The organism is Herminiimonas sp. (assembly GCF_030655415.1).
Map to the genome: position 1 here is coordinate 196,353 of NZ_JAURVN010000002.1, position 26,092 is coordinate 222,444.

The 26,092-nt window shown below is 50.5% G+C and carries 22 protein-coding genes; 12 read left to right on the forward strand and 10 right to left on the reverse strand.

The window, feature by feature from the left end; all coding sequences use genetic code 11:
- Together Q7T66_RS01035 and Q7T66_RS01040 are read left to right on the forward strand one after the other, a co-directional pair.
- Entirely contained in the window at window positions 1-1,149 is a 1,149-nt protein-coding gene (locus tag Q7T66_RS01035; RefSeq protein WP_304931385.1) for a DSD1 family PLP-dependent enzyme, read from the forward strand.
- A 99-nt stretch (window positions 1,150-1,248) separates the two neighbouring features.
- The gene (locus tag Q7T66_RS01040) at window positions 1,249-1,473 is read left to right on the forward strand and encodes a hypothetical protein (RefSeq protein ID WP_304931386.1); all 225 of its coding nucleotides are present in this window, start codon (window positions 1,249-1,251) and stop codon (window positions 1,471-1,473) included.
- A 114-nt stretch (window positions 1,474-1,587) separates the two neighbouring features.
- Here the strand turns inward: Q7T66_RS01040 and Q7T66_RS01045 are convergent, their stop codons facing one another.
- Complete coding sequence (locus tag Q7T66_RS01045; RefSeq protein ID WP_304931387.1) at window positions 1,588-1,806, reverse strand: hypothetical protein; 219 nt, start codon at window positions 1,804-1,806, stop codon at window positions 1,588-1,590.
- Between the two features lie 244 nt (window positions 1,807-2,050).
- Here Q7T66_RS01045 and Q7T66_RS01050 point away from each other — a divergent pair, with 244 nt between their 5' ends.
- Both Q7T66_RS01050 and Q7T66_RS01055 read left to right on the forward strand, forming a co-directional pair.
- Window positions 2,051-2,623: a hypothetical protein gene (locus Q7T66_RS01050; RefSeq protein ID WP_304931388.1), complete on the forward strand. Its 573-nt coding sequence runs from the start codon at window positions 2,051-2,053 to the stop codon at window positions 2,621-2,623.
- A 222-nt stretch (window positions 2,624-2,845) separates the two neighbouring features.
- Window positions 2,846-4,525, forward strand: a complete 1,680-nt coding sequence (locus Q7T66_RS01055; protein ID WP_304931389.1) for an FAD-dependent oxidoreductase — start codon at window positions 2,846-2,848, stop codon at window positions 4,523-4,525.
- A 35-nt stretch (window positions 4,526-4,560) separates the two neighbouring features.
- Here Q7T66_RS01055 and Q7T66_RS01060 read toward each other — a convergent pair whose 3' ends face one another.
- Together Q7T66_RS01060 and Q7T66_RS01065 are read right to left on the reverse strand one after the other, a co-directional pair.
- Window positions 4,561-4,722, reverse strand: coding sequence for a hypothetical protein (locus Q7T66_RS01060; protein WP_304931390.1), 162 nt, complete (start codon window positions 4,720-4,722; stop codon window positions 4,561-4,563).
- Window positions 4,723-4,790: 68 nt separating this feature from the next.
- A complete protein-coding gene (locus tag Q7T66_RS01065) occupies window positions 4,791-5,165 on the reverse strand; it encodes a DUF427 domain-containing protein (protein ID WP_304931391.1) in 375 nt (124 codons plus the stop codon).
- Window positions 5,166-5,509: 344 nt separating this feature from the next.
- Here Q7T66_RS01065 and Q7T66_RS01070 point away from each other — a divergent pair, with 344 nt between their 5' ends.
- Entirely contained in the window at window positions 5,510-5,923 is a 414-nt protein-coding gene (locus Q7T66_RS01070; protein WP_304931392.1) for a hypothetical protein, read from the forward strand.
- 177 nt (window positions 5,924-6,100) lie between these two features.
- On the opposite strand, the gene Q7T66_RS01075 is transcribed toward Q7T66_RS01070, so the two are convergent.
- Window positions 6,101-7,363: a YihY/virulence factor BrkB family protein gene (locus tag Q7T66_RS01075; protein ID WP_304931393.1), complete on the reverse strand. Its 1,263-nt coding sequence runs from the start codon at window positions 7,361-7,363 to the stop codon at window positions 6,101-6,103.
- Between the two features lie 279 nt (window positions 7,364-7,642).
- Between Q7T66_RS01075 and Q7T66_RS01080 the strand changes: the two genes are divergently transcribed.
- Window positions 7,643-8,233: a hemerythrin domain-containing protein gene (locus Q7T66_RS01080; protein ID WP_304931394.1), complete on the forward strand. Its 591-nt coding sequence runs from the start codon at window positions 7,643-7,645 to the stop codon at window positions 8,231-8,233.
- A 74-nt stretch (window positions 8,234-8,307) separates the two neighbouring features.
- On the opposite strand, the gene Q7T66_RS01085 is transcribed toward Q7T66_RS01080, so the two are convergent.
- Window positions 8,308-9,420 (reverse strand): NADH:flavin oxidoreductase/NADH oxidase, encoded by a 1,113-nt coding sequence (locus Q7T66_RS01085; protein ID WP_304931395.1) that lies wholly within the window; start codon window positions 9,418-9,420, stop codon window positions 8,308-8,310.
- Between the two features lie 350 nt (window positions 9,421-9,770).
- Between Q7T66_RS01085 and Q7T66_RS01090 the strand changes: the two genes are divergently transcribed.
- Entirely contained in the window at window positions 9,771-10,052 is a 282-nt protein-coding gene (locus Q7T66_RS01090; RefSeq protein WP_304931396.1) for a hypothetical protein, read from the forward strand.
- A 160-nt stretch (window positions 10,053-10,212) separates the two neighbouring features.
- On the opposite strand, the gene Q7T66_RS01095 is transcribed toward Q7T66_RS01090, so the two are convergent.
- The 5 genes from Q7T66_RS01095 to dnaA all read right to left on the reverse strand — a co-directional run bounded on the left by Q7T66_RS01095 (window position 10,213) and on the right by dnaA (window position 21,620).
- Window positions 10,213-11,070: a DUF6216 family protein gene (locus Q7T66_RS01095; protein WP_304931397.1), complete on the reverse strand. Its 858-nt coding sequence runs from the start codon at window positions 11,068-11,070 to the stop codon at window positions 10,213-10,215.
- 85 nt (window positions 11,071-11,155) lie between these two features.
- Window positions 11,156-15,721, reverse strand: a complete 4,566-nt coding sequence (locus Q7T66_RS01100; protein WP_304931398.1) for an ATP-binding protein — start codon at window positions 15,719-15,721, stop codon at window positions 11,156-11,158.
- A gap of 132 nt (window positions 15,722-15,853) precedes the next feature.
- A complete protein-coding gene (gene gyrB, locus Q7T66_RS01105; protein ID WP_304931399.1) occupies window positions 15,854-18,361 on the reverse strand; it encodes a DNA topoisomerase (ATP-hydrolyzing) subunit B in 2,508 nt (835 codons plus the stop codon).
- A gap of 340 nt (window positions 18,362-18,701) precedes the next feature.
- Window positions 18,702-19,808 carry a DNA polymerase III subunit beta gene (dnaN, locus tag Q7T66_RS01110; protein ID WP_304931401.1) on the reverse strand — a complete coding sequence of 369 codons (1,107 nt, stop codon included), beginning with the start codon at window positions 19,806-19,808 and terminating at the stop codon, window positions 18,702-18,704.
- Window positions 19,809-20,237: 429 nt separating this feature from the next.
- A complete protein-coding gene (gene dnaA / locus Q7T66_RS01115; RefSeq protein WP_304931403.1) occupies window positions 20,238-21,620 on the reverse strand; it encodes a chromosomal replication initiator protein DnaA in 1,383 nt (460 codons plus the stop codon).
- 343 nt (window positions 21,621-21,963) lie between these two features.
- Here dnaA and rpmH point away from each other — a divergent pair, with 343 nt between their 5' ends.
- From rpmH to mnmE, 5 genes are all read left to right on the forward strand, one after another.
- Window positions 21,964-22,098 carry a 50S ribosomal protein L34 gene (gene rpmH / locus Q7T66_RS01120; RefSeq protein ID WP_011872825.1) on the forward strand — a complete coding sequence of 45 codons (135 nt, stop codon included), beginning with the start codon at window positions 21,964-21,966 and terminating at the stop codon, window positions 22,096-22,098.
- Window positions 22,099-22,110: 12 nt separating this feature from the next.
- Complete coding sequence (gene rnpA / locus Q7T66_RS01125) at window positions 22,111-22,521, forward strand: ribonuclease P protein component (RefSeq protein ID WP_304931404.1); 411 nt, start codon at window positions 22,111-22,113, stop codon at window positions 22,519-22,521.
- Entirely contained in the window at window positions 22,518-22,784 is a 267-nt protein-coding gene (gene yidD, locus Q7T66_RS01130) for a membrane protein insertion efficiency factor YidD (RefSeq protein ID WP_112990398.1), read from the forward strand. The genes rnpA and yidD overlap by 4 nt, the downstream gene beginning before the upstream one ends.
- 18 nt (window positions 22,785-22,802) lie before the next feature.
- Window positions 22,803-24,518: a membrane protein insertase YidC gene (gene yidC / locus Q7T66_RS01135; protein WP_304931407.1), complete on the forward strand. Its 1,716-nt coding sequence runs from the start codon at window positions 22,803-22,805 to the stop codon at window positions 24,516-24,518.
- A 111-nt stretch (window positions 24,519-24,629) separates the two neighbouring features.
- A complete protein-coding gene (gene mnmE / locus Q7T66_RS01140; RefSeq protein WP_304931409.1) occupies window positions 24,630-26,030 on the forward strand; it encodes a tRNA uridine-5-carboxymethylaminomethyl(34) synthesis GTPase MnmE in 1,401 nt (466 codons plus the stop codon).
- The last annotated feature ends 62 nt before the right edge of the window (window positions 26,031-26,092 follow it).

The following is a 26,092-nucleotide window of genomic DNA, read 5'->3' on the forward strand; positions in this document are numbered from 1 at the left end:
ATGACGCAAAAAGATTTATCCGTAATCGGTGCTTGCATGCAGGGCGCGCCAGCCGCTGTCGGTGACGTGCTGGCTGACGTAGATACGCCAGCGTTGCTGATAGACCTCGATGCCTTTGAAGACAACCTGGCACGAGTACACGCGCGCATCCTGCAGGCAGGCTTGCTGGTACGTCCACACGGCAAAGCACACAAGACACCAGCTATCGCGCATCTGCAATTAGCAGCGGGCGCGCATGGCATCTGCTGCCAAAAAGTCAGCGAAGCCGAAGTTTTTGTACAAGCAGGCATCAAGGATGTATTGATCACCAACCAGATAGTCGGCACACGCAAAGCCGCGCGCCTCGCCGTGTTGGCCGGGCAAGCAAAAATAGGTGTGTGCGTGGATCACGCCTTGCAAGTCGAGCAGATAGGCCATGCCCTACGCAGCCAAGGCACGCAACTCGATGTATTGGTGGAAATCGATATCGGCCATGCACGTTGCGGCGTCATCGACGGCGATCAAGCGCTGGCATTGGCGCAAGCCATTGCGCAGTACGCACCGCATTTAAATTTCAAAGGCATACACGCGTTTCGCGGCTCGGCTCAGCACATGCGCCAACCCGAACAACGTGCTGCCGCCGTGACATCCGCAGTAGAAAAAGTACGCTCCATCGTGCAGCAACTGGAAGCCGCCGACTTCGCTTGTCCCGTCATTACCGGCGGTGGCACCGGCACTTACGGGTATGAAGCCGACTCCGCTTTGTACACCGAAGTGCAGCCAGGCTCCTACGCGTTGATGGATACCGATTACGCCGCCAACAAACTGGAAGTAGGCAGCGCGCCCTTGCGCCACGCGCTATTCGGTCTATGCACCGTGATCAGCATGCAGCCCGGCCATGCGGTATTGGATGGCGGCTTGAAAGCATTTGCAGTGGATCAAGGCTTGCCGCGCATAGAACTGCCGGGCTGGTCGGTAAAAACCTTATCGGATGAGCACACCACCATTGTGCCGGGGCCGGATGCAGTGCCGCTGCAAGTCGGCGACAAGGTACGCATAATCCCTAGCCATTGCGACCCCACCGTCAATCTGCACGACTGGTTGATTGCAATCCGTGGCGATGTCGTGCAGCAGGCATGGCCGGTGCTGGCACGTGGTGCGCTGTTTTAAGAAGCGAAGAGAGCTGGCAGTGCCTTGCCTTATGCGGCGTAGCGCACTGTCGTATCTAATGTGACATGCTAAGATGAATTATTCTTCTAGGAGGTCATCATGGCTGAAAAAAAACTGAGTACGCAAGAGTTTCTGGATGAACTTAATCGCAACCTGAAAGATCACCCGGGTTACGAAGAGTGGATGCAATTTGTACCACCACCTGAAGGCGTCGAGCCGGATACGGTAGAAGGCTTTGAACGTGCCGGCCCGCAACCGCGACACTCGCTGTACGACCTGGTCGCGCTCAAAGTTGGCGAAGCATTCGACATGTTTCCGAAATAAGCAGCACTATCAAAATTTACGATAGTCGCCTTGCAGCAGTAACTCTCTAATCAAGACATCCACATCAAGCGCGCCTGAAACTCGGCGCGCTTTTATTTTCAGCAACGCCATCAATTAACGCAACATTCCACGCGCATACGACCAGCCAATTTTTGGATGCGGTCGCGGCTCGCCTTCGTCCATCAGAAAAGCCTCGGTCACTTCGCGCGGAAAGAATTCCATGTGCACCCAAAAGTTAACCGTTTTGCCGCCCATGCCGGACGACATCGTTTCGCCAGAAATGGAGTCCTGGTACCAGACGATCTGTATTTGATCTACTGGAATTGGTTTCATGTTGATTCCTTGCGTGTAATTAATGTGATTATTTTACGTTGCTTTTTTGATTTAATCTGTCCGGTCTTTTGTTTGATTTTCCACATAAATATTGCCGTGTTATCAGCAACTAACGAGTTTTATCGAGCTGATCGCAAGCCGGGACTGCTTGGTGTAATCTTCCATTAAAGCGGATCAACGAATCCGTTTGTACAAAAGAAACAACCATCGATTTGCACGAGGTCGAACGGTTTATGGAGGAGACATGAAGAAACTAGCTTGCGTCATATTGGCGCTCTGTTTGATCGCGTGTAGCAAAAGTAGCGACGTCAAGACCGCATCGTCTGACGTGATAGAGGCACCTACTAAAATAGTCAGCATCACCAAGGAAGTTGAGTTCACATTCAATACGGAACAATTCGTTGATGCCTTTAATGCTGCAGCCAAATCATCCGGGCAGTCATTTCGCATTGGAAAATTCGACGTCAAGCACGGTGCGGTACACGACTATTTCAAGCAGGCTTTCACCAATCAAACGTCACTGACTGTGAGCGTCTCGAAAGAGACTGGGCGGATCATCAGCGTCACGGCTGTAGTCGCCGGCAATCCAGATGTAATTGATCGTGGAGCTGTACTGGCGATTTCAGAAGTCATTGCCGAAGCGACCAGTCCAAATCTGAATCAACAAAAAGCATCGGCGCTGGCATACGACATGATGCAAGAGTCCAGCGCGAATAACGATGGTGGAAAATTCCCGCAGCGATTTGTTAATAACGTGCGTTACGTACTACGCAACGATAGTGGTATTGGTTATTGGTGGATAGCGAATCCGGCTTGATTTTTTGGTCACGCCGTCACCAATAATGCACTAAGCAAGTGCAAGACAAGTATCTTGAATATCTAAATCGACATTCTAGAACTATGAGCTTCTAATTTAAACAAAGCGCGCGACACTCATCAAACCTTCGTGGCAATATTAAAGGTAATTGCATCAGTAACCGAATCGTCAACAGTTGATTGTTCCGTCGCTCGACTTCCATCTTCCAACAGAAAGAGTCGCATGTCAGATACGCCAGATTCAGAAGCCGCGCTGCAGTCGTTTTTTCAGGCTCGTCGTCATCAACTTTTTCCGGCGCTGACAGCAGCGCAGGTTGAATTGATGAGCAAGTACGGGGAGCGGCGACGCTTTCCTGCTGATCATGTGCTGTTCACGCAAGGCGAACGGCATATCAGCATGTATGTCATTGTCGCCGGAACTATCCAGATCGAACGCGGCACCGCGCTGCGATCGCGCGCACTGGGCACATTTGGCGAGGGTATGTTCACTGGCGATATCGGCACCTTGGCTGGCAGGGCTGCGGTTGCGACTGCCATTACACAAACTGAATGCGAAATGATCGTCGTCGATGAAGAATGCTTGCGCGCACTCGTCGTTGCCGAAGCAGATTTGAGCGAACTGATCATGCGCGCCTATATCTTGCGGCGCGTCGCATTTATCCAGGACAAAGATGGCAGCGGCGTCATCGTGTTCGGCTCGCGCCAATCTGCACACTCACTTAATCTACGCGAATTTTTGTCGCGCAACGGGCAACCGGCTGCTTACTTCGAAGTAGAGCAACATGAGTCCGCTGCGGCGTTGATGGAACGCTTCGACATTTCGTTAGCGGATATTCCAGCAGTCGTCACACCGGGCAGCGTCGTACTGAAGAAGCCTAACAATCGTGAACTAGCCGATGCACTGGGCATGAGTGCCGATAATCTCAATGGCAAGCAATTTGATCTCGCGGTAGTCGGTGCAGGTCCGGCAGGATTAGCCGCCGCGGTATATGGCGCATCGGAAGGATTGAGCGTCGTGGTACTGGACACCAAGGCTGCGGGCGGACAAGCGGGCACCAGTTCCAAGATAGAAAACTACTTTGGATTTCCCACCGGGATTTCTGGCGTGGCATTGGCGGGACGCGGCTTGTCGCAAGCGCGCAAGTTCGGCGCAGAAGTTGCGGTGCCTATAGAAGTTACTTCTCTCGATTGTCGTGCCGGCAAAACGTTCGACATCGCGCTCGACAATGGCGAGCACATCCAAGCGCGCTCGGTAGTGATCGCCACCGGCGCACGTTATCGCAAGCCATCCATCCACAATCTTGAACGCTACGAAGGGCGCGGCATTTATTACAACGCGTCGTTTATGGAAGCAACTTTTTGCACGAACGAAGACGTGATCCTCGTCGGCGGCGGCAACTCAGCCGGGCAAGCTGCGGTATTTCTTGCTGGTCACGCACGTCACGTGCACATCATGGTGCGCTCCAGCGGACTCGCCGCCAGCATGTCGCAGTATTTGATACAGAGAATAGACGCTGCACCCAACATCACGCTACATACGCACACGCAAATTGTAGATTTAAAAGGTGAAGACAAATTGCAATGCGTGATGTGTCAAACGCGTGATGCAACACCAAAGGCATTTAACGTCGAACACGTCTTTCTATTCCTAGGCGCAGAACCCAACACGAGCTGGCTCAACAAATGTGTCAAGCTGGACGATAAAGAATTTGTTTTGACGGGCCCGCAAGTGCAAGGAGTTGAGTGGCCATTAGAACGTCCACCGCATCATCTGGAAACTAGCAATCCTGGCATCTTTGCAGTAGGCGATGTGCGGAGTGGATCGGTCAAGCGCGTAGCAGCTGCAGTGGGCGAAGGCTCGGCGGCGATTCAAGCCTTGCATCAGTTTTTAGCCGAAAGCTGATGCGGTATAAACGCAACGCAAACAAAGCTAAGCATTCAGCGACTGTCGTGCTGCACGCCGACATCAATCACGCCGTACATTTCCACGCCTGAATTGCTGTTCGGTGTGCGTGCATAGCCGCCGCATCCACCAAGCATGGAAGAAGCCAGCAACACCAAGATGAAGCGGCTGATGAAATATTGAGCAGGTGGTTTCATTCCATTACTTTCAAAGTACATTCGATCACGTAGCAAATAGCTTTGCTGCGTGCATACACAATTCATCGTTAACCGACTTCAATCGCATCCACACGATTCGGATAAAAAGCGACGTATTCCTTGATCGCAGCAACTGCCGGATAAGGCATCTCATACGTCCACACCGCATTCGCGGGACGCTCGCCACCTGCGGGTATGCCGTAGTAAGAACAATCGCCCTTGTATGGACAATACGTCACGTGATTGCTGCGCTCAAGTTGCGACATATCCACATCCTTGCGCGGAATGTATTGCACTGGCGGATACGATGCTTCCTGCAAGGTCAATGCGTCCGTCGTATCGGCAATGACGCGCCCCGCTACGGTAACTTTGATGCGTGTAAGGTTTGGCGTGAGCGTAATCGGATGATCGGGGCCGGGAATTTTGACGAGCTTGTCTTCCATGATTTCTCTTCCTTCTTTCGTTGGCGTGAAATATAACCTGCGGCTTGTAGCCGCTAGATAAAGTCGCGGCGAAAAGTATTTGAAGAAACAGCTTAACGCTTATTGTCTATCAAAGTTGAAGACGACTACTTTGTTGTCACTCTGCAAGCTCGGTAAAAAATCAATTTCAACAGACGAGCTTGATGTTTGGCACAGATCCAGACCGATATTCATAGCGAAAAACTTCTACAAACTTGATCCGCATTGCTCGCGCCCAGTGTTCGGGTTCGCACATACCTCTGCTCGCTAGCCTGATACTTTGATGGGCATGCACTCCTGACTTTCAGGATTGAACTGAATTAGCCATGTGCTTAATTTTCACTGAGGAGATCACTATGACAAACAGAATCGGCAATAAAGACGAAGCGCATCAGCGCAGCAAAGAAGAGAAGGCAAGAATCAAGGCCTCAAACATTGCCCAGGAAGCTGTGAAAAAAGCCGCGGCCGCGGCAAAGTATCATAACGAAATCAAAGGTCAGCCACGCGCTGCTACCCCAGCAGATACTGCGAAAAGTGCTGAGAAAAAGAAGGCCTCAACGCCTGTCAAAGCTAAAGCCGTTAAATCCGCCAAGCCCGCCAAAGCAGCAAGCAAAACCACCGCTGCCAAAACAGTAAAAGCGAAACCGGCCAAAGCGACATCGGACAAACCGAGCAAAGACAGCAAGAAAGCCGTTTCGGATAAAGCTACTACCAGCAAAAAATCCGCAAGCAAAGAATAAGAGTTTCACACTAAACAAAAGCCCCAATTTATCGGGGCTTTTGTTTGTCACATCATGGAGTGCTTTTATCGAAGCAAGCTGGCATCGCCAGCATTACATTCGCTCTACGAAAATTCCCGCACACTTAACTTCACCAACAGACCACAGCTGAATCATCCACATGCAACAAACTTTAATTCACAGAACTTTAAGCGACCGTCTTTTAGAGCCGAAATTATTCGCGTAGATCCACGTGAACTCGGCACCTAATAAAAATATCTGCGCCGAATAATAAATCCAAGCGAGCAGCAATGCGAACGAGCCGGCCGCACCGAATCCTGTCGTCATGCCGGTCGTACCGAGATACAAACCAATCAAATATTTGCCGATGATAAACAGGATCGTGGTGGCGACCGCGCCTACCCACACATCGTGCCAAGACAAACGCACGCGCGGCATGAATCTGTAAATGACAGAGAACAAGCCCGCAAAGACAAAGAATGAAATCACCAGATTGAGAATTTGCAAGACGACTTCCCATCCTTCAAACCACGCACCCCACCAATTACCTAATGCGGCTAGACCAGCGCTGACGACCAGCGACACCATCAACATAAAACCCAGACCGAGGATCAAGCCGAAGGACAACAAGCGCGTGCGGATCAATGCCCAGATGCCGTTTTCTTTTACCGCAACTGGTACGCGCCAGATGCGGTCAAGCGCGCTTTGTAACTCTGCGAAGACGGCCGTCGAACCGATTGCCAATGTGATGACGCTGATCACGGTGGCGACGATGCCCTCGGCAGGTTCGCTGGCAGATTTCAACAATCCCTGTATCGCTACCGCACCTTCGGTTCCAATAATGCCGCGCAACTGGGAGACGATTTCACCCTGCGCTGCATCCTGTCCAAAGATAAAGCCCGCGACAGCAATCGCAATCACCAGCATGGGGGCGATGGAAAATATTGTGTAGTAAGCGATAGCCGCGCCCATGCTAGGCGCAAAGTCGTCCAGCCACGCATTGACTGCGGCCTTGGTCAGCTGCCACGCTTGCTGCAAGCGATTGCCCTGCGCGATGGTGGCGACGTCGGGCGCCGGATCTTTTTGGTATTGCTCAGGTAACTCAACAACCTTGTCTGGATCGCTTAATGACTTCTTTGTTTTTACGTCAGCGTCCGAGGCAAGCACTACTGGCAAAAGCAATTTAAGAAAGAGGATGGCTTGATGAGGAACGCTGATCTGATCTTCGTTGATTTTCTTGACCGGCCTTGCCACCTTGACGGCAGAGACGCGAGGTTTGCGCTTGCGCGTTAAAACGTAACTGATACCGGCAGCACATGCGATACCTATACCTATTTCGCCAGCAGAAATTGGTGGAGAATTTTTATTAGCGAACGCGTTATCAGCGCCTGGCAATAAATGATTGTTTGATTCCCTGCCGGCAGACTCAGGCGCGTCCATTTTTCTCTTTCAACCATTTAAGTATTGAACAGTAAATCAAATTCACTTGGGCTTTTCGGTACGCAAGCTCACATATGAACACAAGGTTTTAGCTGCTGCCGAAGGTCGAATTATTTACATATCAACCCAGGCTGCAGGCTCATCTATTTCTGGCAATCAATGTCTATTTTATTTGCAGTATTTCCTACAGAAGAATACGTGTATCTCTTATCCGCAACAGCCTGCTCAAGCGCTATTCTCAAACTACCAGACCCTCCATACATTCTTAGGAGATACACCATGTTTAGCCTGTCGAAAAAATTATCCCCCACCATTACTGACATGATTCGTTTTGACCATTCGCATGTACTGGTCACCTTCCATCAATACACTGCAGACAAAAATCCCAAAGTCAGGAAGGCCCTGGCAGATACGATTTGCAACGCGTTGGAGATCCACGCGACGCTGGAAGAAGAGATTTTTTATCCGGCGATGGAAATGCTTGATGCGCAAAACGATGTGCTGCAAAAAAGCGTGCCCGAACATCAGGAAATGCGTGAGCTGATCGCCGAACTGCGCGCGACTAGTGCGTCAAGTAGCCGCCATAACGAGATCGTTATGCAGTTGATGCGCGATGTGATTCATCACGTTGCGGATGAAGAAACCGTACTACTGCCAAAAGCCGAACTCACCTACAACAAAGACCGCTTAAGCGAGCTTGGTGTGCAAATGACGAAGCGCCGCTTGGAGTTGGTGGCGCCCAAAGCAGGCAAAATTGCGATGGATACAGCGATTGGATTTTCCGGCAGTACGATGGCGTGGATAGCCGGCTCGGCTGCAGTTATGCTTGCGCTCAAGCGTCTCGCCAAACCGCGAGCTGAAATACGTTAAGTCTCAATCATTGGCGATACAAACTGGAAGAGTAACGATCTTGCGGAATACCTCATTGGTATTCCTCTCAAACGTCAACGCCCGCCAAACACCGTATCGCCAAATATTTTATTTAGACCATGCGGAGCCGAGCGCCAGTATTGCGGCGGCGCTTCGATAGTCGCACCAAGCGCAGCTGCCGCATGCCACGGCCAACGTGGATCGTATAAAAGGCCACGCGCCATTGCGATGAAGTCGGCTTTGCCACTAGCGATGATGTCTTCTGCCTGTTGCGGCTCGGTGATCAAGCCCACTGCCATTGTCGCGACGCCTGTCGCTTCCTTCACACCTTGTGCAAAGGCGACTTGATAACCCGGCCCGATCGTAATTTTCTGCAAAGGTGAAATGCCACCTGAAGACACATCGATCCAATCGACATCGCGTTTTTTCAACTCAGCGGCGAAGGCGATGGTCTGCTCCAGGTTCCAACCGTTCTCCATCCAGTCAGTGGCTGACACGCGAATACCCACCGGTTTATCTGCCGGGAAAACTGCGCGCACTGCGTCGAATACTTCCAGCGGAAAGCGCATGCGATTTTCCAGCGAGCCGCCGTATTCATCGGTGCGTTTATTCGCAATCGGCGACAGAAACTGATGCAGCAAATAACCATGCGCGGCATGCACTTCAAGCCCGTCGATACCAAGGCGCGCAGCGCGTTTGGCCGCCAACACAAATGCATCACGCACGCGACGCAGTCCTGCGGCATCCAGCGCCAACGGTTCGACTTCGCCTTCCTTCTGCGGCACAGCCGACGGCGCATACGTTATCCAGCCACCTTCCGCGACCGGCAACACTTGACCGCCTTCCCACGGCGACTTGCTCGACGCCTTGCGCCCCGCATGACTAAGCTGCATGACCACGGCAATATTGGAATGCTGGCGGATCGCAGCAAGGATAGGCACCAGCGCCGCCTCGTTAGCGTCATTCCACAAACCCAGATCCGTAGTCGTGATGCGCCCTGCCGACTCAACCGCCGTCGCCTCAATCATCAACATGCCGGCACCCGATAAGGCGAGATGGCCGAGATGAATCATGTGCCACGTAGTCGCCGCACCGTTGTCGGCGGAGTACTGGCACATAGGGGAAACGACAATTCGATTGGGGAGGGTGAGGCTGCGGAGGGTGTAGGGCGAAAACAGTTTGCTCATGATTGATCCGATTGATGGATGAGCGAATTAGAGTAGCAGACCCGCGCACTTGCTGCAGACGTGGCCTGAATCTACTTAGATGTACTCAGCCTGTCATACAAATTGGCCGCAGTGATCGTGCCCATCCCTCGCACCCCAAAGTATTTTCCCTATGTTCGTCAGCGCACCGTGCAGCCGTGCCAGGTGAGCCATACTCCGTCCGCGGAGGGAGTCTTTTATCAACCACGTTATCGTATTGATGCAAGCACTCGTCGCCAGACTGAAGGCAAACCACATAAGCGCCGCTTATCTGGATACCATACGGCCGGTGTCACAACACTGGCCTGCCGATCATCTAAAGGGGAACAATAATGAAAACAACAAAAATCATCGGTGGACTGTTAGCCGGACTCGCATTGATTGCAGCTGGCTCAAGTATCGCCGCAAGCGTTGACGTCAACATTGGTCTGCCAGGCCGCTATGTTGAGCCACGCCCGGTATATGTGCAGCCTCAATATGAAAACGATTGGCGTGAACGTCGCGTACGCGCTGAGCAATGGCGTGCGGAAGATCATCATGACCGCCACGACAATGGCAATCACAAGCCACACAAAAAACCAAAGAAGAACAAGCATAACCACAAGCACCACTAATAATTTTGCTGGCTTAAATGCCTGAACGAAAAGGGCAGTACTGCTTAATCTGATTAAGTAGTACTGCCCTTTTTACTTTTGAATCATATCGATGCAGCGTTAGCCAGGACAACAACTTCAAACAGAGCTCTCTCGCGTATGTATGGCAAAGATCAAGAACCTAACTAGATATTCGTTGTTCTTCATCGCACAAATTCAACTGCAGCGAACCAGCTACTGAAGTCAACCGCAGATTCATGCTCTGAGCATTAGTGCCATGTCTAAACCATCCAAGAATTTCTCTAAAGAACCAAGCAAAAATTAAAGCAACAAAGCCAAACGCAATTCGTTGCTCTTTTACAGTGGTCTTTATGTATGTTGCTAATTTTTCTTCGCCAAGCAGTTTGCAAATAGTTTGCGCGTCATTGGGACTGAAAGATCCTTCCAATAAACTACTTCTGTCTTTACACTGACTCGTCGAAACGCCCTGCTTGGAGAACAGTGGTTTTGCGTATTCCTCCGACAAGAAAAAATACGTACCACTTTCTTTCATTTGTAATAAAGCTCTGTCTACCGTAATACCAAATGTGAATAAAACCGTAGCTGAAAACGAAAATGTCGCGCATATCAGTCCTAAAAAAAGTATCCCTTTGCGTGGTAAATGCTCTTTTTCTTTTAGCGCCGGTCTTTCTAAATCAAAATAAAAACCACACGCAGCCACATCACCAATATCTTCATTATTTTTACGAGTCCAATCAATAACCGCATGCGCTTGCTTACGAGTGCGGACATTTACTCCTGTGATAAAACGGAACTCCATTAATGCTGCTTGCTCATCAAGAAATGCGCCTACAGTTGTGTCTTTGCAATCCTTGTTCCCATGAAAAACTCTCCAAATCCGCGCCATCAACGGATGCATCGAACGAGTTCGTTTCCAAATCATAAACCCCACTATTCCCATAGCAATTATGGCGAAGACTGGCAATGCAACACCAAAACTTCCCAAAAGATTTAGCCCGCCGCGAATCCCTTCCAGCATTCTTTTCTCCCGAATTTATAAAAATATAGGCAGCAACGACACCGCAGTTGTCGACTATATTGGCGTACCGCCCACCATATTAATATTAAGGCCGCTCTGCAGCTTTCAACCAATCGACGACACCATTAAGTCCCAACGAGAGTAACGTGTCTTGCACCGTCACAACGCGTTGTAGCATCGCGCCACTATCAGACTCTTCTCTTTCTTCTGCCTCAGCAAAGAGACGGGTCATAAGCTGAGTAAGACTATTGTTATGGTCGTATAGATCGGGCTTGCTACGGCTGATATAGGCCACATAAATTTCTGATGCAGTCAAAGCGTGTTCTGGATTAACCTCGGAAGTCGCATTTAACCATTCATGAAATCCAAAGAGACGATGATGTTTGTTCTCGGAATCGTTTTCGAATATAGAAATACAACGTTGGATCAACGCTATCGGAATAGCGACTGCTTTATTATCGAAAATACGATCTATCTGCCCCGCAACCTTTTTGGCATGAAGACCTTCTGCATTTAAACCAGCACTCAAACCAGTAAGGCACTGCTCTCGATGCAGCCGGATATTTTCCGAGTTTGTCCAGACAGTAGCCGCGCCCCGCCATGCCTCTGTGTTATCAAAAGCGGTCAAGTTGCTTAGGAATTCGTCAAATTCGATATTCCTAGTCATGGCTGATAAAGCCGAAATGCGGCCCCATGTCTCTAGATCTTTACCGTTGCCTTCGTTGCGCAAACGCGCCAACAAAGGGCCGATTATTTCAAAATGATTGTGATACGCGTAATAAAGGCATGGTTCGGCAATTTGCCACAGTCCTTTCGCATCTTGCATCGAAAGATGAAACAAATCCCAGCCTAGAATATGATTCTTACTTTGCAAATACGGTAAGCGACGCAAGGTAAGAGCGCGAATCGCAGGGTTTTCATCATTAGCAAAACGACGTAATGTGGGCTCAAGTAACTCAGGAAAAACGATGCCGTGTTCCTGAAGATTATTGGCTAAAATCATCAAGCCTTCTGCAACGTCGCCCTTCACCATATTGATGCCTAACTCGATCAGACCAACTTTGTCTCCCTTGATTGGATCGTCTTCTTGAAGATTAGCAAAACCTATACTTAAGAATATTAACCGCTCAGCATTATTGGAATCGTTTATGACATTGGCGCAGGCTTCCAATACTTTGGCCGCAGAACGACGGTGCCGCCAGTCGTTTGGATGTCGTTCTAGCTCATCAAGAATTTGACTCGCTAATAGGGGTGCATTCGGCTCTTCGACAGGAAGCCACATTTCGTTGGTTTGTAAGTTGCCATAACGGTGGTTTAAGTATGTTGCGACACCTTCCATGATGTCTTCTCTAAACCTTTCAGGAATATCTATCCAACTAGAAGATAGCAAGTCCAAAAATCTGATTGGATGGCGAGATGAAGCCTCTCTTAGTTGCCAGCCAACTTCGCTCGCACCGCCGACCAAAAAGTCAGGCCCAAACCCGTGATGATCTGAATAGCCATTGTAGTGTGCAAGCAAGCTCAGCACACCGCGGTCACTACAACCAAGAAATATTTCAAACGAAAATGGCGCTCTGACCATACCGCCACTTGAACGAATATCCGGTTGACGAATTAATACCCCAGCTATTTGTTCATATTCATCCACCACCGCTTGCACTTCGGGCAGACGCAGGTGGCAAGGGATAGCTACGATCAATTCAGATCGCTCTTTTAATATCCAAAAATACCTACTTTCGTCGGCGATCCTCTCATCACGCACAGACAAAATATTTGCCATAACGGCGTCTTGTATTGAAGCATCAAGGAATCTGAAAGCCGACTGCAATAATGTTCCTAACTCGTAGGCGAGTTCAGATTCCAACATTTTTTGATCGCATAACATGCGGCCAATTAAATCAACGTTGAATTCTGGCGATGCGGTGCAAGCAAGGATGGCGAAATAGAGCAAAGCACCTTCTTGATTGAAACAAAGACGTTCACGGTTGGTTTCCCACCAGGCTGAGTTTGTTGTTGAGTGATGAAGAATGGCTGCTTCAACTGCGTCCAGCAAAATGTTCATACTGTCTGCGTGTCTGATATCTTGCTGACTGTGTGTATTACCGTAAGATGTATCGTCTAGAAATCCATGCCGATAGCGGTTAATTCCATAACTGGACGCATGCGAAATACTCCACCGCTCGATTGAATCCAACGCGAGATCAAGTAAAGCGCTCGATTGCTCCATATGTTGACGAAGAAAATTCTTATTTTGGTCGCCGAATTCATGGGCTCGGCAACGCAGCTTGTTATCGAATCTGTACTCAAGTAAATCCTTCTCACTAATACCATCTGTCATATAGCGCCATAGCCAAGAGTCTTCCATCACTCCTACAGCCACACAACGAGCAACGACTCGACCAAGAAAGCTGTGCTCAGATCGGCTCATATCAAGTAGCCGTTTAAGCAATGGAACAACTAGGCCTAAGTTTTCTGATTTGATTTGGTACAGATGAATGTCTAGCCGCTCTGCAAATCTGCTGCCATCAAGCCAATCAAGGGAAAGCACATCCATCCAAAACGCCAGTACACCTGCGCAATCCTCATTGCTCCACAGCGATATACGATGTACATGGGTTGCCAATCCCTCTATATCGTGCGTCGATTTAAAGAAAGGAATTAGATGCTTGAGCCAAAAATGATGCCACTCAATTGCCGTTGCTGAAGCGTAAATCACCTGGAAAACGTCACGGTGTTTTTCTTGCAAATCACGTATCAGCGGCCAATCACCGTCGTGAGGTATTTGCTCAGCAAATGATTCTGCTACTAAACGCCTAATGTGATATGCCGCATTTCCAGTCAATACTGCTCTGAGTTGCTTTCTAAATTCACGGCGCTCTCCTAGGGACAACTGAGAAACAAAGCTCCGAATACTGGGGCGTACAAAAGGAACAGGGGGTAGATCATGTATAAATTCATTCAACGTAACGCCACTACGCACAGCCCCACTTATAACCAGCACATCCAGTAAAGTTTGATGTCCGAACGTCAGCTTCCCATCCTGCGTTTCTTGCAGTACGTTGAGACTACACAGCTCCCGCTGAATATCCTGCGAGGCAGAAAAGCGCTGATATGGCACTGCTAAGCTTCTTAGCTTCAGCATTTCTGAGGCCATCGTTTCAATTGCCTGTATCGCCGCATCGCCCAGCGAATCATTAGCTCGAACGATGATCTCAAGATAGCGCTGAGCTAAAGCTTGGCTAGTCACAACGTTGAAACTACCATCTCTCTCAGCAAGCTCAACAAATAATGCCAACTCGCGTGGATTTCTGACCAATTCACGAGTAACGGTATCGATAGTGGAAGTTGCAATGCCTAACGTGTCGAGTAACGGCACGATTTCGGCATCCCAGTCCAAAGGCTGGCACTTCAATTCGCAATTCCACTGTCGCTCCGCAATTCGTCGGTCGTAATGCCTGTCGAAATCACGGCAAGATGTAACGACGGTGATATTTGGAATCAATAACAGCCGGTCAATTTGAGCGAGAAAATATTTCAATACACGATGATCTCGGGCGATAGACAGCACATCCAAAGAGTCAATGACTACAATCACGTCTGCTTCGTCAGCCAGACGAGACGCTTTTTCAACCCACTGCTCAGACAGACCTTGAGCTTTGCGATCTTCGGACGAAGAAAAATCGGCAAACTCACGAGATTGAATAAAGAGGGGCACGATGTCAGAACAGATTTTTACGCGCTCTTCCAATGCCTCTTGCAATGCAAGCATCACACAGGTTTTTCCTGACCCCGGAAGCCCGGTGAGCAAGATAGCTCTCTTTTTTTCATCAATGGCTGCGAGTAGCTCATTCACTATTGGGTTGATAATGCGCTGGCCTGCAATATCTCGCCGCCACGATCTGCCGATGGCAGAGGTGCTGGAAAACGATAAACGTATCTCTGCAAGGTCCATGGGTGGAACCAGCAATCCTCCAGACTTATGAACAATGGTCTTCAGGTCATCTTTAGTTAATCGATGCTGAATAGTAGCGGATGCGCTTTCATGGCCTATTCGAGCGCCAAGTTGATCGAGGCATGTCCAAAGTCCATTAAATACAGAATCAGGATTGCTCACCATACTTCGTAAGCGTTCTCGTAGTAGAGTCTCCATGCGATCCAGCTCATCGCTTGTCACAAACTTTGTTCGGCGCAAGAATTCAAAGACAGAGAGACTAGAGGCAGATATCGCAAGCCTTGCAGACAAAGCTGCATCTGTTCCTTGATGCTCTTTACTTAAACTCACTCGATAGCTGGTTTCATCATGTTGCGTTGCCGAATATTCCCGAAGTTTTGCAAGCGCGCCAAAGTTGTTTCGTGAGTAAAAGCGCACTTCCGCATTTTGGTTACTAGCTAACAAACGGGAAGCTTTGTCTATCTCGTCTCCGAGTTCGACTGTTGTCCACGCTTTGAAATCAACCTGATTCTTTTTGCACTGACAAGCAATCAGAGTTCCGTCAGCTTTGCCAACTACAACGTCGTCCACTGAATAGATTATCGAATCGATTTCTAGCCATTGATAATTTGGGTTGGACAGCACGTCCAATGCCCAATCAAATGCCACCAATGTCTGATAACTGTCCCCTCGGTTGGAACGTATGCCTGCGATGCTCATCTGCTTATTCCTTTATAGGGCATCTACACCGGTCAACTGCGGTATATGACGTATGGCTAAATAAAAAAAGCTCCCATAACGGAGCTTTTTTATTTTCTTTGGCATTGATTCACTTCAACGCTACGTGCCAAGTCAAATATCAATATTCCCAGCAGACAGCGCATTCAACTCAATAAACGCTCTGCGTGGTTCAACATCATCACCCATCAATGTAGTGAAGATCTGATCGGCTGCGATCGCGTCTTCGATCTGTACTTTTAACAAGCGGCGCACGGTTGGGTCCATGGTTGTTTCCCACAGTTGCGATGGGTTCATCTCGCCCAGACCTTTGTAGCGTTGCTTGCCAACGTTGCGTTCTGCTTCGCTGCGCAACCAGTTCATCGCTTGATGGAAGTCGTTGACGCCGATGGTTTTGACTTTCTCGCCGGTGCCGCGTTGGACCATTGCGCCTGCGCCGATCAAACCCTTGAAGGTTGCAGCGGCGTTGGCCAGTACGGTGTAGTCCGGGCCGGTGACGAAGTCGGCGTCGATGGCGCTGACTTTGACGTTGCCGTGGTACATGCGGTGAATGCGCAATGCGTACTTGTCGGACAGTTCGTCGTACTTGGTGTGCACGGTGACCGATGGCTCGCCGATGCCGTCTTGCAGACGGATCGCCGATGCTTCTGCTGCAGCGCTGTCGCTGAGGTCGAGCGTAACGCCGGTCATGATGGCGGTGAGTGCTGCGCCATCGACTGCGCGTGTTAGGCGGTTGATGATGGCGTTGGCGGTGTTGTATTGACGGACCAGTTCGGACAAGGCGTCGCCGCTGATAGGCGCTGCGCCTTCTGACGGGATCAGGACGGCGTCGTTCAATGCGATCTGCATCATGTAGATGGCTTCTTCTACATCATCTTTGAGATAACGTTCGTCCTTGCCGTGCTTGACCTTATACAGCGGCGGTTGCGCGATGTAGACGTGGCCGCGCTCGACCAGTTGCGGCATCTGGCGATACAGCAGCGTGAGCAGCAGGGTGCGGATGTGGGCGCCGTCGACGTCAGCATCGGTCATGATGATGATGCGGTGATAGCGCAGCTTTTCGATATTGAATTCGTCCGCGCCGATGCTGGTGCCTAGCGTTGCGATCAGCGTGGTGATCTGTTCGCTGGCGAGCATTTTTTCAAAGCGGGCTTTTTCGACGTTGAGGACCTTACCGCGTAGTGGCAGGATCGCTTGAAACTTGCGATCGCGACCTTGCTTGGCGGAGCCGCCCGCGGAGTCACCTTCGACTACGTAGAGTTCGCACAGGGCTGGATCTTTTTCCTGGCAATCGGCCAGCTTGGCGGACAGGCCGAGGCCATCCATCACGCCTTTGCGACGGGTGAGGTCGCGCGCCTTGCGTGCTGCTTCGCGCGCACGTGCGGCTTCAACGATTTTGCCGCAAATGATTTTGGCGTCGTTTGGCTTTTCTTGCAGGTAATCGGCCAGAGTTTTAGCAACGATCTCTTCAACCGGGCCGCGTACTTCGCTCGATACGAGTTTGTCTTTTGTCTGCGAGCTGAATTTTGGTTCAGGTACTTTGACTGACAAGACGCAGGTCAAGCCTTCGCGCATGTCGTCGCCGGTGACTTCGACTTTGGCTTTTTTGGCGAACTCGTGTTCTTCAATGTATTTGTTGATGACGCGCGTCATCGCGGCGCGCAGGCCGGTCAGATGAGTGCCGCCGTCGCGTTGCGGAATGTTGTTGGTGAAGCAGAGCACTTGTTCGTTGTAGGCGTCGTTCCATTGCATGGAGACGTCAACGCTGACGTTGGTGTTCTGGTCCGACATGCGTTCGCCGGTCGCCTGGAAAATTGTTGGGTGCAAGACGCTCTTGGCTTTGTTGATGTATTCAACGAAACCACGGGTGCCGCCTTCGAACGCAAACACTTCTTCCTTGCCGGTACGCTGGTCGGTCAGTTTGATGTTGACGCCGTTGTTGAGGAAGGACAGTTCGCGAATACGCTTGGCGAGAATGTCGTAGTGGAACTCGACATTGTTGAAAATTTCTTCATCGGCCCAGAAGTGAACTTCGGTGCCGCGCTTGTCGGTTTCACCAACGACTTTGATCGGGGAAACGACCATGCCGTCGATGGTTTCGATCTCGCGATTCTGTGGCACGCCACGGACGAATTCCATCTCGTGTTTTTTGCCGTCGCGACGAATCGTCAGCTTCAACAGTTTGGATAAACCATTGACGCACGACACGCCGACGCCGTGCAAACCGCCGGAGACTTTGTATGAGTTTTGATCGAATTTGCCGCCTGCGTGCAATTCGGTCATGACGATTTCTGCAGCGCTGCGTTTAGGCTCGTGCTTGTCGTCCCATTTGATACCGGTCGGAATACCACGGCCGTTATCGGTGACAGAAATCGAATTGTCGGAATGGATGGTGACGTGGATCTCGGTGCAATGACCGGCCAGGGATTCATCGATGGAGTTGTCCAGCACTTCAAACACGCAGTGATGCAGGCCGGTGCCGTCCGAGGTGTCGCCGATGTACATGCCCGGGCGTTTGCGCACGGCTTCCAGACCTTCAAGAATCTGGATGGACGATGCGCCGTATGCGGCGGAAAGCGCGGATGGCGTTTGCGGGGTGTTGTCGTTCGGGATCGCGGACATGGCTACCTTTAAAAAACGGTTACTGATTACTTGCGCAAAACGAGGGGGTCTTTATGTCGCTGCTCGACTTTCGACGGCGGGGGACAAACTGGCTTGCGCGGATAAATGCGCTGGCTTGGCCTCTTACTCATGTTGCGTGCTGCTAAAGCGTATTACGGAAAACTGCTCAAACTAATTTGAAATTTAGCAAGTCAGTACTGACTTATCTAACTCAGCGTACTAATACATTTTGTGTACGTTCTGCTTACTACTTTTTACTCTTAACTACATGGGGGCAAAGCGCTGATTTTAAAGCGTTTTGCCCCGTTTTTATGACTGCTGATTCGGGTCGAATTCCGGATCAAATACGCATCGGCATGACGACGTATTTGAAGTCCGGATTGTCCGGCACCGTGATCAATGCAGATGAATTGGCGTCGCCCAAAGCGATGTTGATGCTGTCGCCTTTAAGGTTGTTCAATACATCCAGCAGGTAGGTCACGTTGAAGCCGATATCGACGCTATCGCCGCCGTAATCGATTTCAATTTCTTCGACTGCTTCTTCCTGGTCGGCATTGGTCGAGCTGATCTTCATGCTGCCCGGGCTCATGATGCAACGCACACCTTTGAACTTGTCGGACGTCATGATCGCAGCGCGCTGCAGCGAACGCAGCAAGGCATCGCGGCCGATCGTGAAGTTGTTCTTATAACCCTTAGGTACGACGCGGGTGTAATCCGGGAACTTGCCTTCAACCAGCTTCGAGATCAGTTCGATGTCGCCGAAGGTGAGCTTGACTTGGTTGTTGGCGATCTCAAGATCGACAGGCTGATCGGTGTCTTCCAGCAGGCGCTGCAATTCGATAATCGTTTTGCGCGGAATGATGACTTCTTGACGCGCGAACTCTTGCTCGGTTGCGACTTGGCAGAATGCAAGGCGATGACCATCGGTTGCAACGGCGATGACGTTTTTGCCATCAACGACGAGCAACAAACCATTCAGGTAATAACGAATGTCTTGCTGCGCCATCGAGAAGTGCACCATGTTGAAAAGGTGCTTTAATGTTTTTTGCGGCAGCGTGACTTTGGCGTTGTATTGCTCGGCTTGCGCAACGGTTGGGAATTCTTCTGCAGCCAATGTTTGCAAAGCGAAACGCGACTTGCCCGACTGCACAGTCATGCGCTTGTTGGTGAGTGTCAGTGAGACGTCGCCGGAATCCGGCAGCGCGCGCAAAATGTCGAGCAACTTGCGTGCTGCGACAGTCGTCGAAGCAACATCGTTGCCACTACCGACTTGTGCGTGCGTGGTGATCTGCACTTCGATATCAGTCGACAGGAATGAAACGCGCTCGCCATCCTTGCGTATGAGGATATTGGCCAGAATCGGCAATGTGTGCCGACGCTCGACAATACCACTCACAATCTGCAGCGGACGTAGAAGCGCGTCACGTTGGGTTTTGACCAATTGCATAGTTAGATCCTTATCGATGGTTAAACGGTGCGGTATTCATTATTGCCATGCGCGGTGCAGACGTGCTGCAACTTGCTTGTTTTGCTTAGCCAGTACCTACACTTGATGAGCTTAAAGACAAATGTAAAACACTGGCTTTTATCGGTTCGCGATTCGTTTTGTTTTTGCGACTTTTTCATCGTTCTATCACCCGTTAAAGGCTGAATGAAAATGACGCTCTTTTTGCTGAATCGGCACTGATAATTAAACCTGTAAACAACAACCCGTATTTTGACAGAAAGACCCGCCTAAAAGCCGGTTCCACGCCATTTTCTGGCGCTTCTTTCTGTCTTCTTACTTATTCACCTGCTATTCACAACTTATACCGAGGATATCCACAAAGTTATCCACAGGCTGATAGGCAGCAGAATTTTGCTTAGGCTCCTACCTTTAACCTTTTAAAGTTTGCTCCAGGACATGCAATTCATGATTGCATTCCGGGCTCTTGCCGCGATCCGCAGCGATCTTGCGAACTGCGTGCAAAACCGTCGTATGGTCGCGACCGCCGAACAATTCGCCGATTTCCGGCAGACTCTTTTGCGTTAATTCTTTGGCAAGGTACATCGCAATCTGGCGTGGCCGCGCGATATTCGCGGGACGCTTCTTGGAGTACATATCGGCAACTTTGATATTGAAAAAGTCGGCGACGGTCTTTTGAATATTCTCGACTGAGATCTGGCGATTTTGTACCGACAGCAGATCTTTCAGTGCGTCTTTGACAACTTCAATCGTGATGTCTTTGCCGTGGAAACGTGAGTAAGCGAGGATTTTGCGCAAGGCACCTTCCAGCTCACGGACATTGGAACGTAAATGTTTAGCAACGAAAAACGCCACGTCATCGGAGAAGGTCACACCTTCTTGCACGGCTTTTTTGAGCAAAATGGCGACGCGCATTTCGAGCTCTGGTGGCTCGACGGCAACCGTCAAACCCGAGTCAAAACGTGAAATCAGGCGATCATCCATGCCCGATATCTCTTTCGGATAGGTATCGCTGGTAATGATGATTTGTTTCTTGGCTGCAATCAAAGCTTCAAACGCGTAGAAGAACTCTTCCTGCGTGCGGCTCTTGCCGCCAAAGAATTGAATGTCGTCAATCAGCAACAGATCGAGTGAATGGTAATACCGTTTGAAATCGTCAAAACCTTTGCGCTGGTAAGCGGTCACTACGTCTCGAACATACTGTTCTGCGTGGATGTAACGAATCTTGACGTTAGGATTATCAGCCAGTACCTGATTGCCGATGGCGTGGATCAAATGGGTTTTACCCAGGCCGACACCACCATATAAAAACAGTGGGTTGTATGAACTACCTGGATTATTCGCAACCTGGATCGCGGCGGCCCGCGCCAACTGGTTGGCTTTACCGGTGACAAAACTGTCAAATGTCAGCGCTGTATTAATACGGCTTTGATCGCGGCGCGGTGTGTGATCTGTCGCGTTGGACGGGATCGGCTCCAACACATTGGACGGCACGTCGTCAGATTGACTGGGAGCAACACTGGATTGCGCTGTCGGTTTTTTGGGCGCATTCAAACGTGGGTCGAGGACGAACTGCACATCGACCGGCTCTTCCCAAAACTGCGCGGCGAGGCTGGTGATGCGGCTGGCGAATTGCGTTTTCACCCAATCCAGCTTGAAGCGATTCGGCGCAGCAATCCGCAATCTGCCATCCTCGTAATCGAGGGGGGCGAGCGGTTTGATCCACGCACTATATTGTTGAGGCGTCAACTCCTGCTCCAACTGGGCGGAGCAACTCTGCCAGAAATTTTCCATTGAATCGTCTACTTGAATTGATACAGGGGTGTTGCGTTACTGCCCTTGGGTGGTCTATTTATATGCCTGGTGGCATGCCACGCGTTGGCCTATTCTAACCTGACCGGCCAGAGTTATCCACAGGCTGGACGCTTATTTCATCAAGTAATTATCGAGCAACTAAGTCGCACAAATGCGCTAAGTGATTGACAGGGAAGCAGAAAATGCTGTCTAATTCAGGGTTCACTACCCAGGGTGTTGGTATTTATGTTGTCGCCGTACGGCTCAGCATGCACCAGCTGCCAGAGATTTGGCGATGGGCGCGTGACTTCCGATTTATTATTTGCCGATTAGCGAGACCAACATGAAACGTACTTACCAACCTTCCGTCGTACGCCGCAAGCGCACCCATGGCTTCCGCGTCCGTATGGCAACCCGCGGTGGCCGCGCTGTGCTTAACGCACGTCGCGCCAAAGGCCGCAAACGCCTCGCTGCTTAATAAGCGAATGGCGTGACCGGCGATCGTTCGCTCGACTTTGCACGCGATCGGCGGATCGTTAAAACGGATGAATTTTCATCCGTTTTTCGTTTGCGACCCGTGTATCGTACCGCGCATTTTGTTCTTTATACGCGCGCTACCGAACTGCCGCATGCCCGTTTGGGTGTGGTCGCTGCCAAACGCCTCGCGCCTCGCGCCGTGACGCGCAATACGATCAAACGCGTGACGCGTGAACTGTTTCGACAAACGGCATTGCCGTCCATCGATTGCATCGTTCGCCTGTCACACTCTGTCAATACGAAAAAAGGGCCTGCCACCACGGTCAGCCTGAAAGTCGCATTGCGAGAAGAATTAACACGGCTATTTGCTTCACAAAATCGGCCTCAGAATGTAACGCCGGTTTTGCCAGAAGGGCAAAAATGAAGACCATCCTGTTATTACTGGTACGCGCTTATCAGTTGGGCATCAGCCCCTTCCTCGGGCAGAATTGCCGTTTTTATCCAAGCTGCTCCGCTTATGCGATGGAAGCCATTGGCGAGTATGGCGCCTTGAAGGGCAGCTTTATGGCGACCAAACGTCTGTGCAAATGTCATCCGTGGCATCCCGGCGGCCATGATCCGGTGCCAAAAAAATCGTCATCCGAAAAAACTACTTCTACAACCGCTTGCGGTTGCGGCCATTCCTGATTACTGATTAAGACACTTATGGATATCAAACGTACCGTCCTGTGGGTTATTTTCTCGTTTTCGTTGCTGTTGCTGTGGGATAACTACAATCGTTATACCGGCAAGCCATCGATTTTCTTCGATAACCCGACCACACAAACAGCTGCGACACCTGCAACCCCAGCGACTACCGACAACACTGCGAAAACTGCAGATGTGCCGACCGCTACTACTACTGCAGCGGCTAGCGGTGCGAACGGTGCCGCCGGCGTACCAACTGGTGGCGTGACTCCGGTTAAAAGTGAAGTCATCACGATCACGACAGATCTGATCAAGGTTGATATCGATACCGCCGGCGGCGAAGTTCGTCGTCTGGAATTGTTGCAACATCACGAAAGTGGCGACGAGAAAAAGAACGTCGTGCTGTTCAATTCCGATGCAGCACATTCATATCTCGGCCAAACCGGTTTGATCGGTGGAGCATATCCAAATCACAAATCGACGTTCACCGCAGTCGCAGGTCCGCGCACGCTGGATAACGCTGATCAAGTGCAATTGGTACTGCAGTCCGAGCAACAAGGCGTCAAGCTGATCAAAACGTTTACCTTCAAACGTGGCGAATACAAAGTCGATGTCAAACATGATGTCGTCAACAACACAGGCGCGTCAATTACTCCATCGCTGTATCTGCAACTGGTACATGACGGCTCTGGCGTTGGCGGCGGCTCGATGTTCATGGCGAGCACCTTCACCGGTCCTGCGATTTACACCGATACCGACAAGTTCCAGAAAGTCACTTTCGAGTCCATCGAAAAAGGCAAAGTCGAACACGTCTTGAAAGGCGACAGCGGCTGGATCGCGCTGGTGCAGCATTACTTTGTTTCGGCATTCGTACCAGTTGGTAATACAGCGCGCGAATTCTTCACCAAAAAACTGGCGACCAATTTGTACGCAGTCGGCACCATTTTGCCTATGGGTACTGTCGCACCAGGCGCGACTGCGTCAATGGACGCAACCTTGTACTCCGGTCCGCAAGAATCGAAACGTCTGGAAGCAGTTGCTCCTGGCTTTGATCTGGTCAAGGATTACGGCTGGTTGACGATTATCGCTAAACCGATTTTCTGGTTGATGATTCAGATTCACCAAATCCTCGGCAACTGGGGTTGGACCATTATCGTCTTGACGATCGTGATCAAACTCGCATTCTTCCCATTGTCGGCAGCCGGTTATCGCAGCATGGCGAAGATGAAACTGGTCACGCCTAAGATGACTGACATCCGTACCCGCTTCAAAGGCGAACCGCAAAAAATGAATGCGGCGATGATGGAGTTGTACAAGAAAGAGAAGATCAATCCTATCGGCGGTTGCTTCCCGATGATCGTGCAGATTCCGGTCTTCATTTCGCTGTACTGGGTCTTGCTGGCCAGCGTAGAAATCCGCAATGCATCATGGTTGTGGGTACACGATTTGGCGTCACCAGATATCTTGTTTGGTTCGTATCACATCTTTGGTTTCCATCTGACGATTGGTATCTTGCCTATCTTGATGGCGATCTCGATGTTCATTCAAACCAAGTTGAATCCAACGCCGCCTGATCCGATTCAAGCCAAAGTCATGATGTGGATGCCTATCGTGTTCTCGATCATGTTCTTCTTCTTCCCGGCTGGTCTGGTGCTGTACTGGGTTGTGAATAACATTCTGTCGATCGCACAGCAATGGTTCATCAACGAGAAACTGGTAGGCAAAGCTGTATAAGCTAAACGCTCTACTCTGTCTCTCGACAAAGAATTGTTTTACCTCAAAAAGCCCGTGCAATTACACGGGCTTTTTGTTGCGCTCACCATTTAAACCGTTTATAAATTACACATGACATTTGATTCCTCTCCCATCGCAGCAATCGCCACCGCGCCAGGTCGCGGCGGCATCGGCGTCGTGCGCGTCTCCGGCAAAAATCTTTCCAGTGTGATGACCGCGGTATGCGGCGCTGACAAGGGCTCATCCCTGCAAGCGCGTCACGCGACCTACCTCGACTTTCTGAATACCGATGGCAGCGTCATCGATCAAGGCTTGGCGATCTACTTCAAGGCCCCGCATTCCTATACTGGCGAAGACGTGCTCGAGTTGCAAGGTCACGGCGGCCCGGTTGTTTTACAAATGCTGCTGACACGCTGTTTGGAAGCCGGCGTTGATATCGGTTTGCGTATGGCAGAGCCGGGTGAATTTACGCACCGCGCATTCCTGAACGACAAGCTGGATCTGGCGCAAGCCGAAAGCGTCATCGACTTGATCGAGGCATCGACAGAAGCTGCAGCCAAGTCGGCATCGCAATCGCTGTCGGGCGCTTTCTCAAAAACCATACAGACCTTGGTCGACAAGATTATCAACCTGCGCATGCTGGTCGAAGCGACGCTGGATTTCCCTGAAGAAGAAATCGACTTCCTGGAAAAATCCGATGCACGTGGTCAGCTCAACGGCATACGCGAAGCATTGCAAAAAGTATTCAGCCAGGCATCGCAAGGTGCGTTACTGCGCGACGGCTTGAACATCGTCTTGGCCGGACAACCGAACGTGGGTAAATCATCGTTGTTAAATGCGCTTGCCGGTAGCGACATCGCCATCGTGACTGCGATCGCTGGCACCACGCGCGACAAAGTGATCGAGACTATCCAGATCGAAGGCATACCAGTCAATGTGATCGACACGGCCGGCATACGCGATGCGGCTGACGCCGGTGACGAAGTTGAACGCATCGGTATCGAACGCACCTGGGCTGCAGTGCAAACCGCTGACGTCATCGTCCACATGCTAGACGCCAATCGCGGCCCGACCAAGGGCGATGAAGAAATCGCTGCACGCTTCCCAGCCAACGTGCCGGTAATGCGCATCTGGAACAAAATCGATCTGTCCGGCCATAGACCGACGATTGATCGCATGCCGGATGCAACCCACATCTATATATCCGCCACCGATTTACTTGGCATGGATTTATTGCGCGGTGAATTGTTGCATCTGGTCGGCTGGCAGCAAACCGGCGAGTCCTTGTACATGGCACGCGAACGTCATTTGATCGCATTGAAATCCGCACACGATCATCTGGAACTGGCGGCGCAACACGCAGCACACGATAGCGAAGCAACTGATCCGGCACTCGATTTGTTCGCTGAAGAATTGCGACTGGCGCAAGATCGTTTGAGCAGCATCACTGGTGAATTTACATCGGACGATTTGCTTGGCGTAATCTTCAGTCGCTTTTGTATTGGCAAATAATTCTGTCTTTGAAAAGCCTAAACAAGATAGTCAATTTGGCCGGCTTTTTCCGCAATAAAACT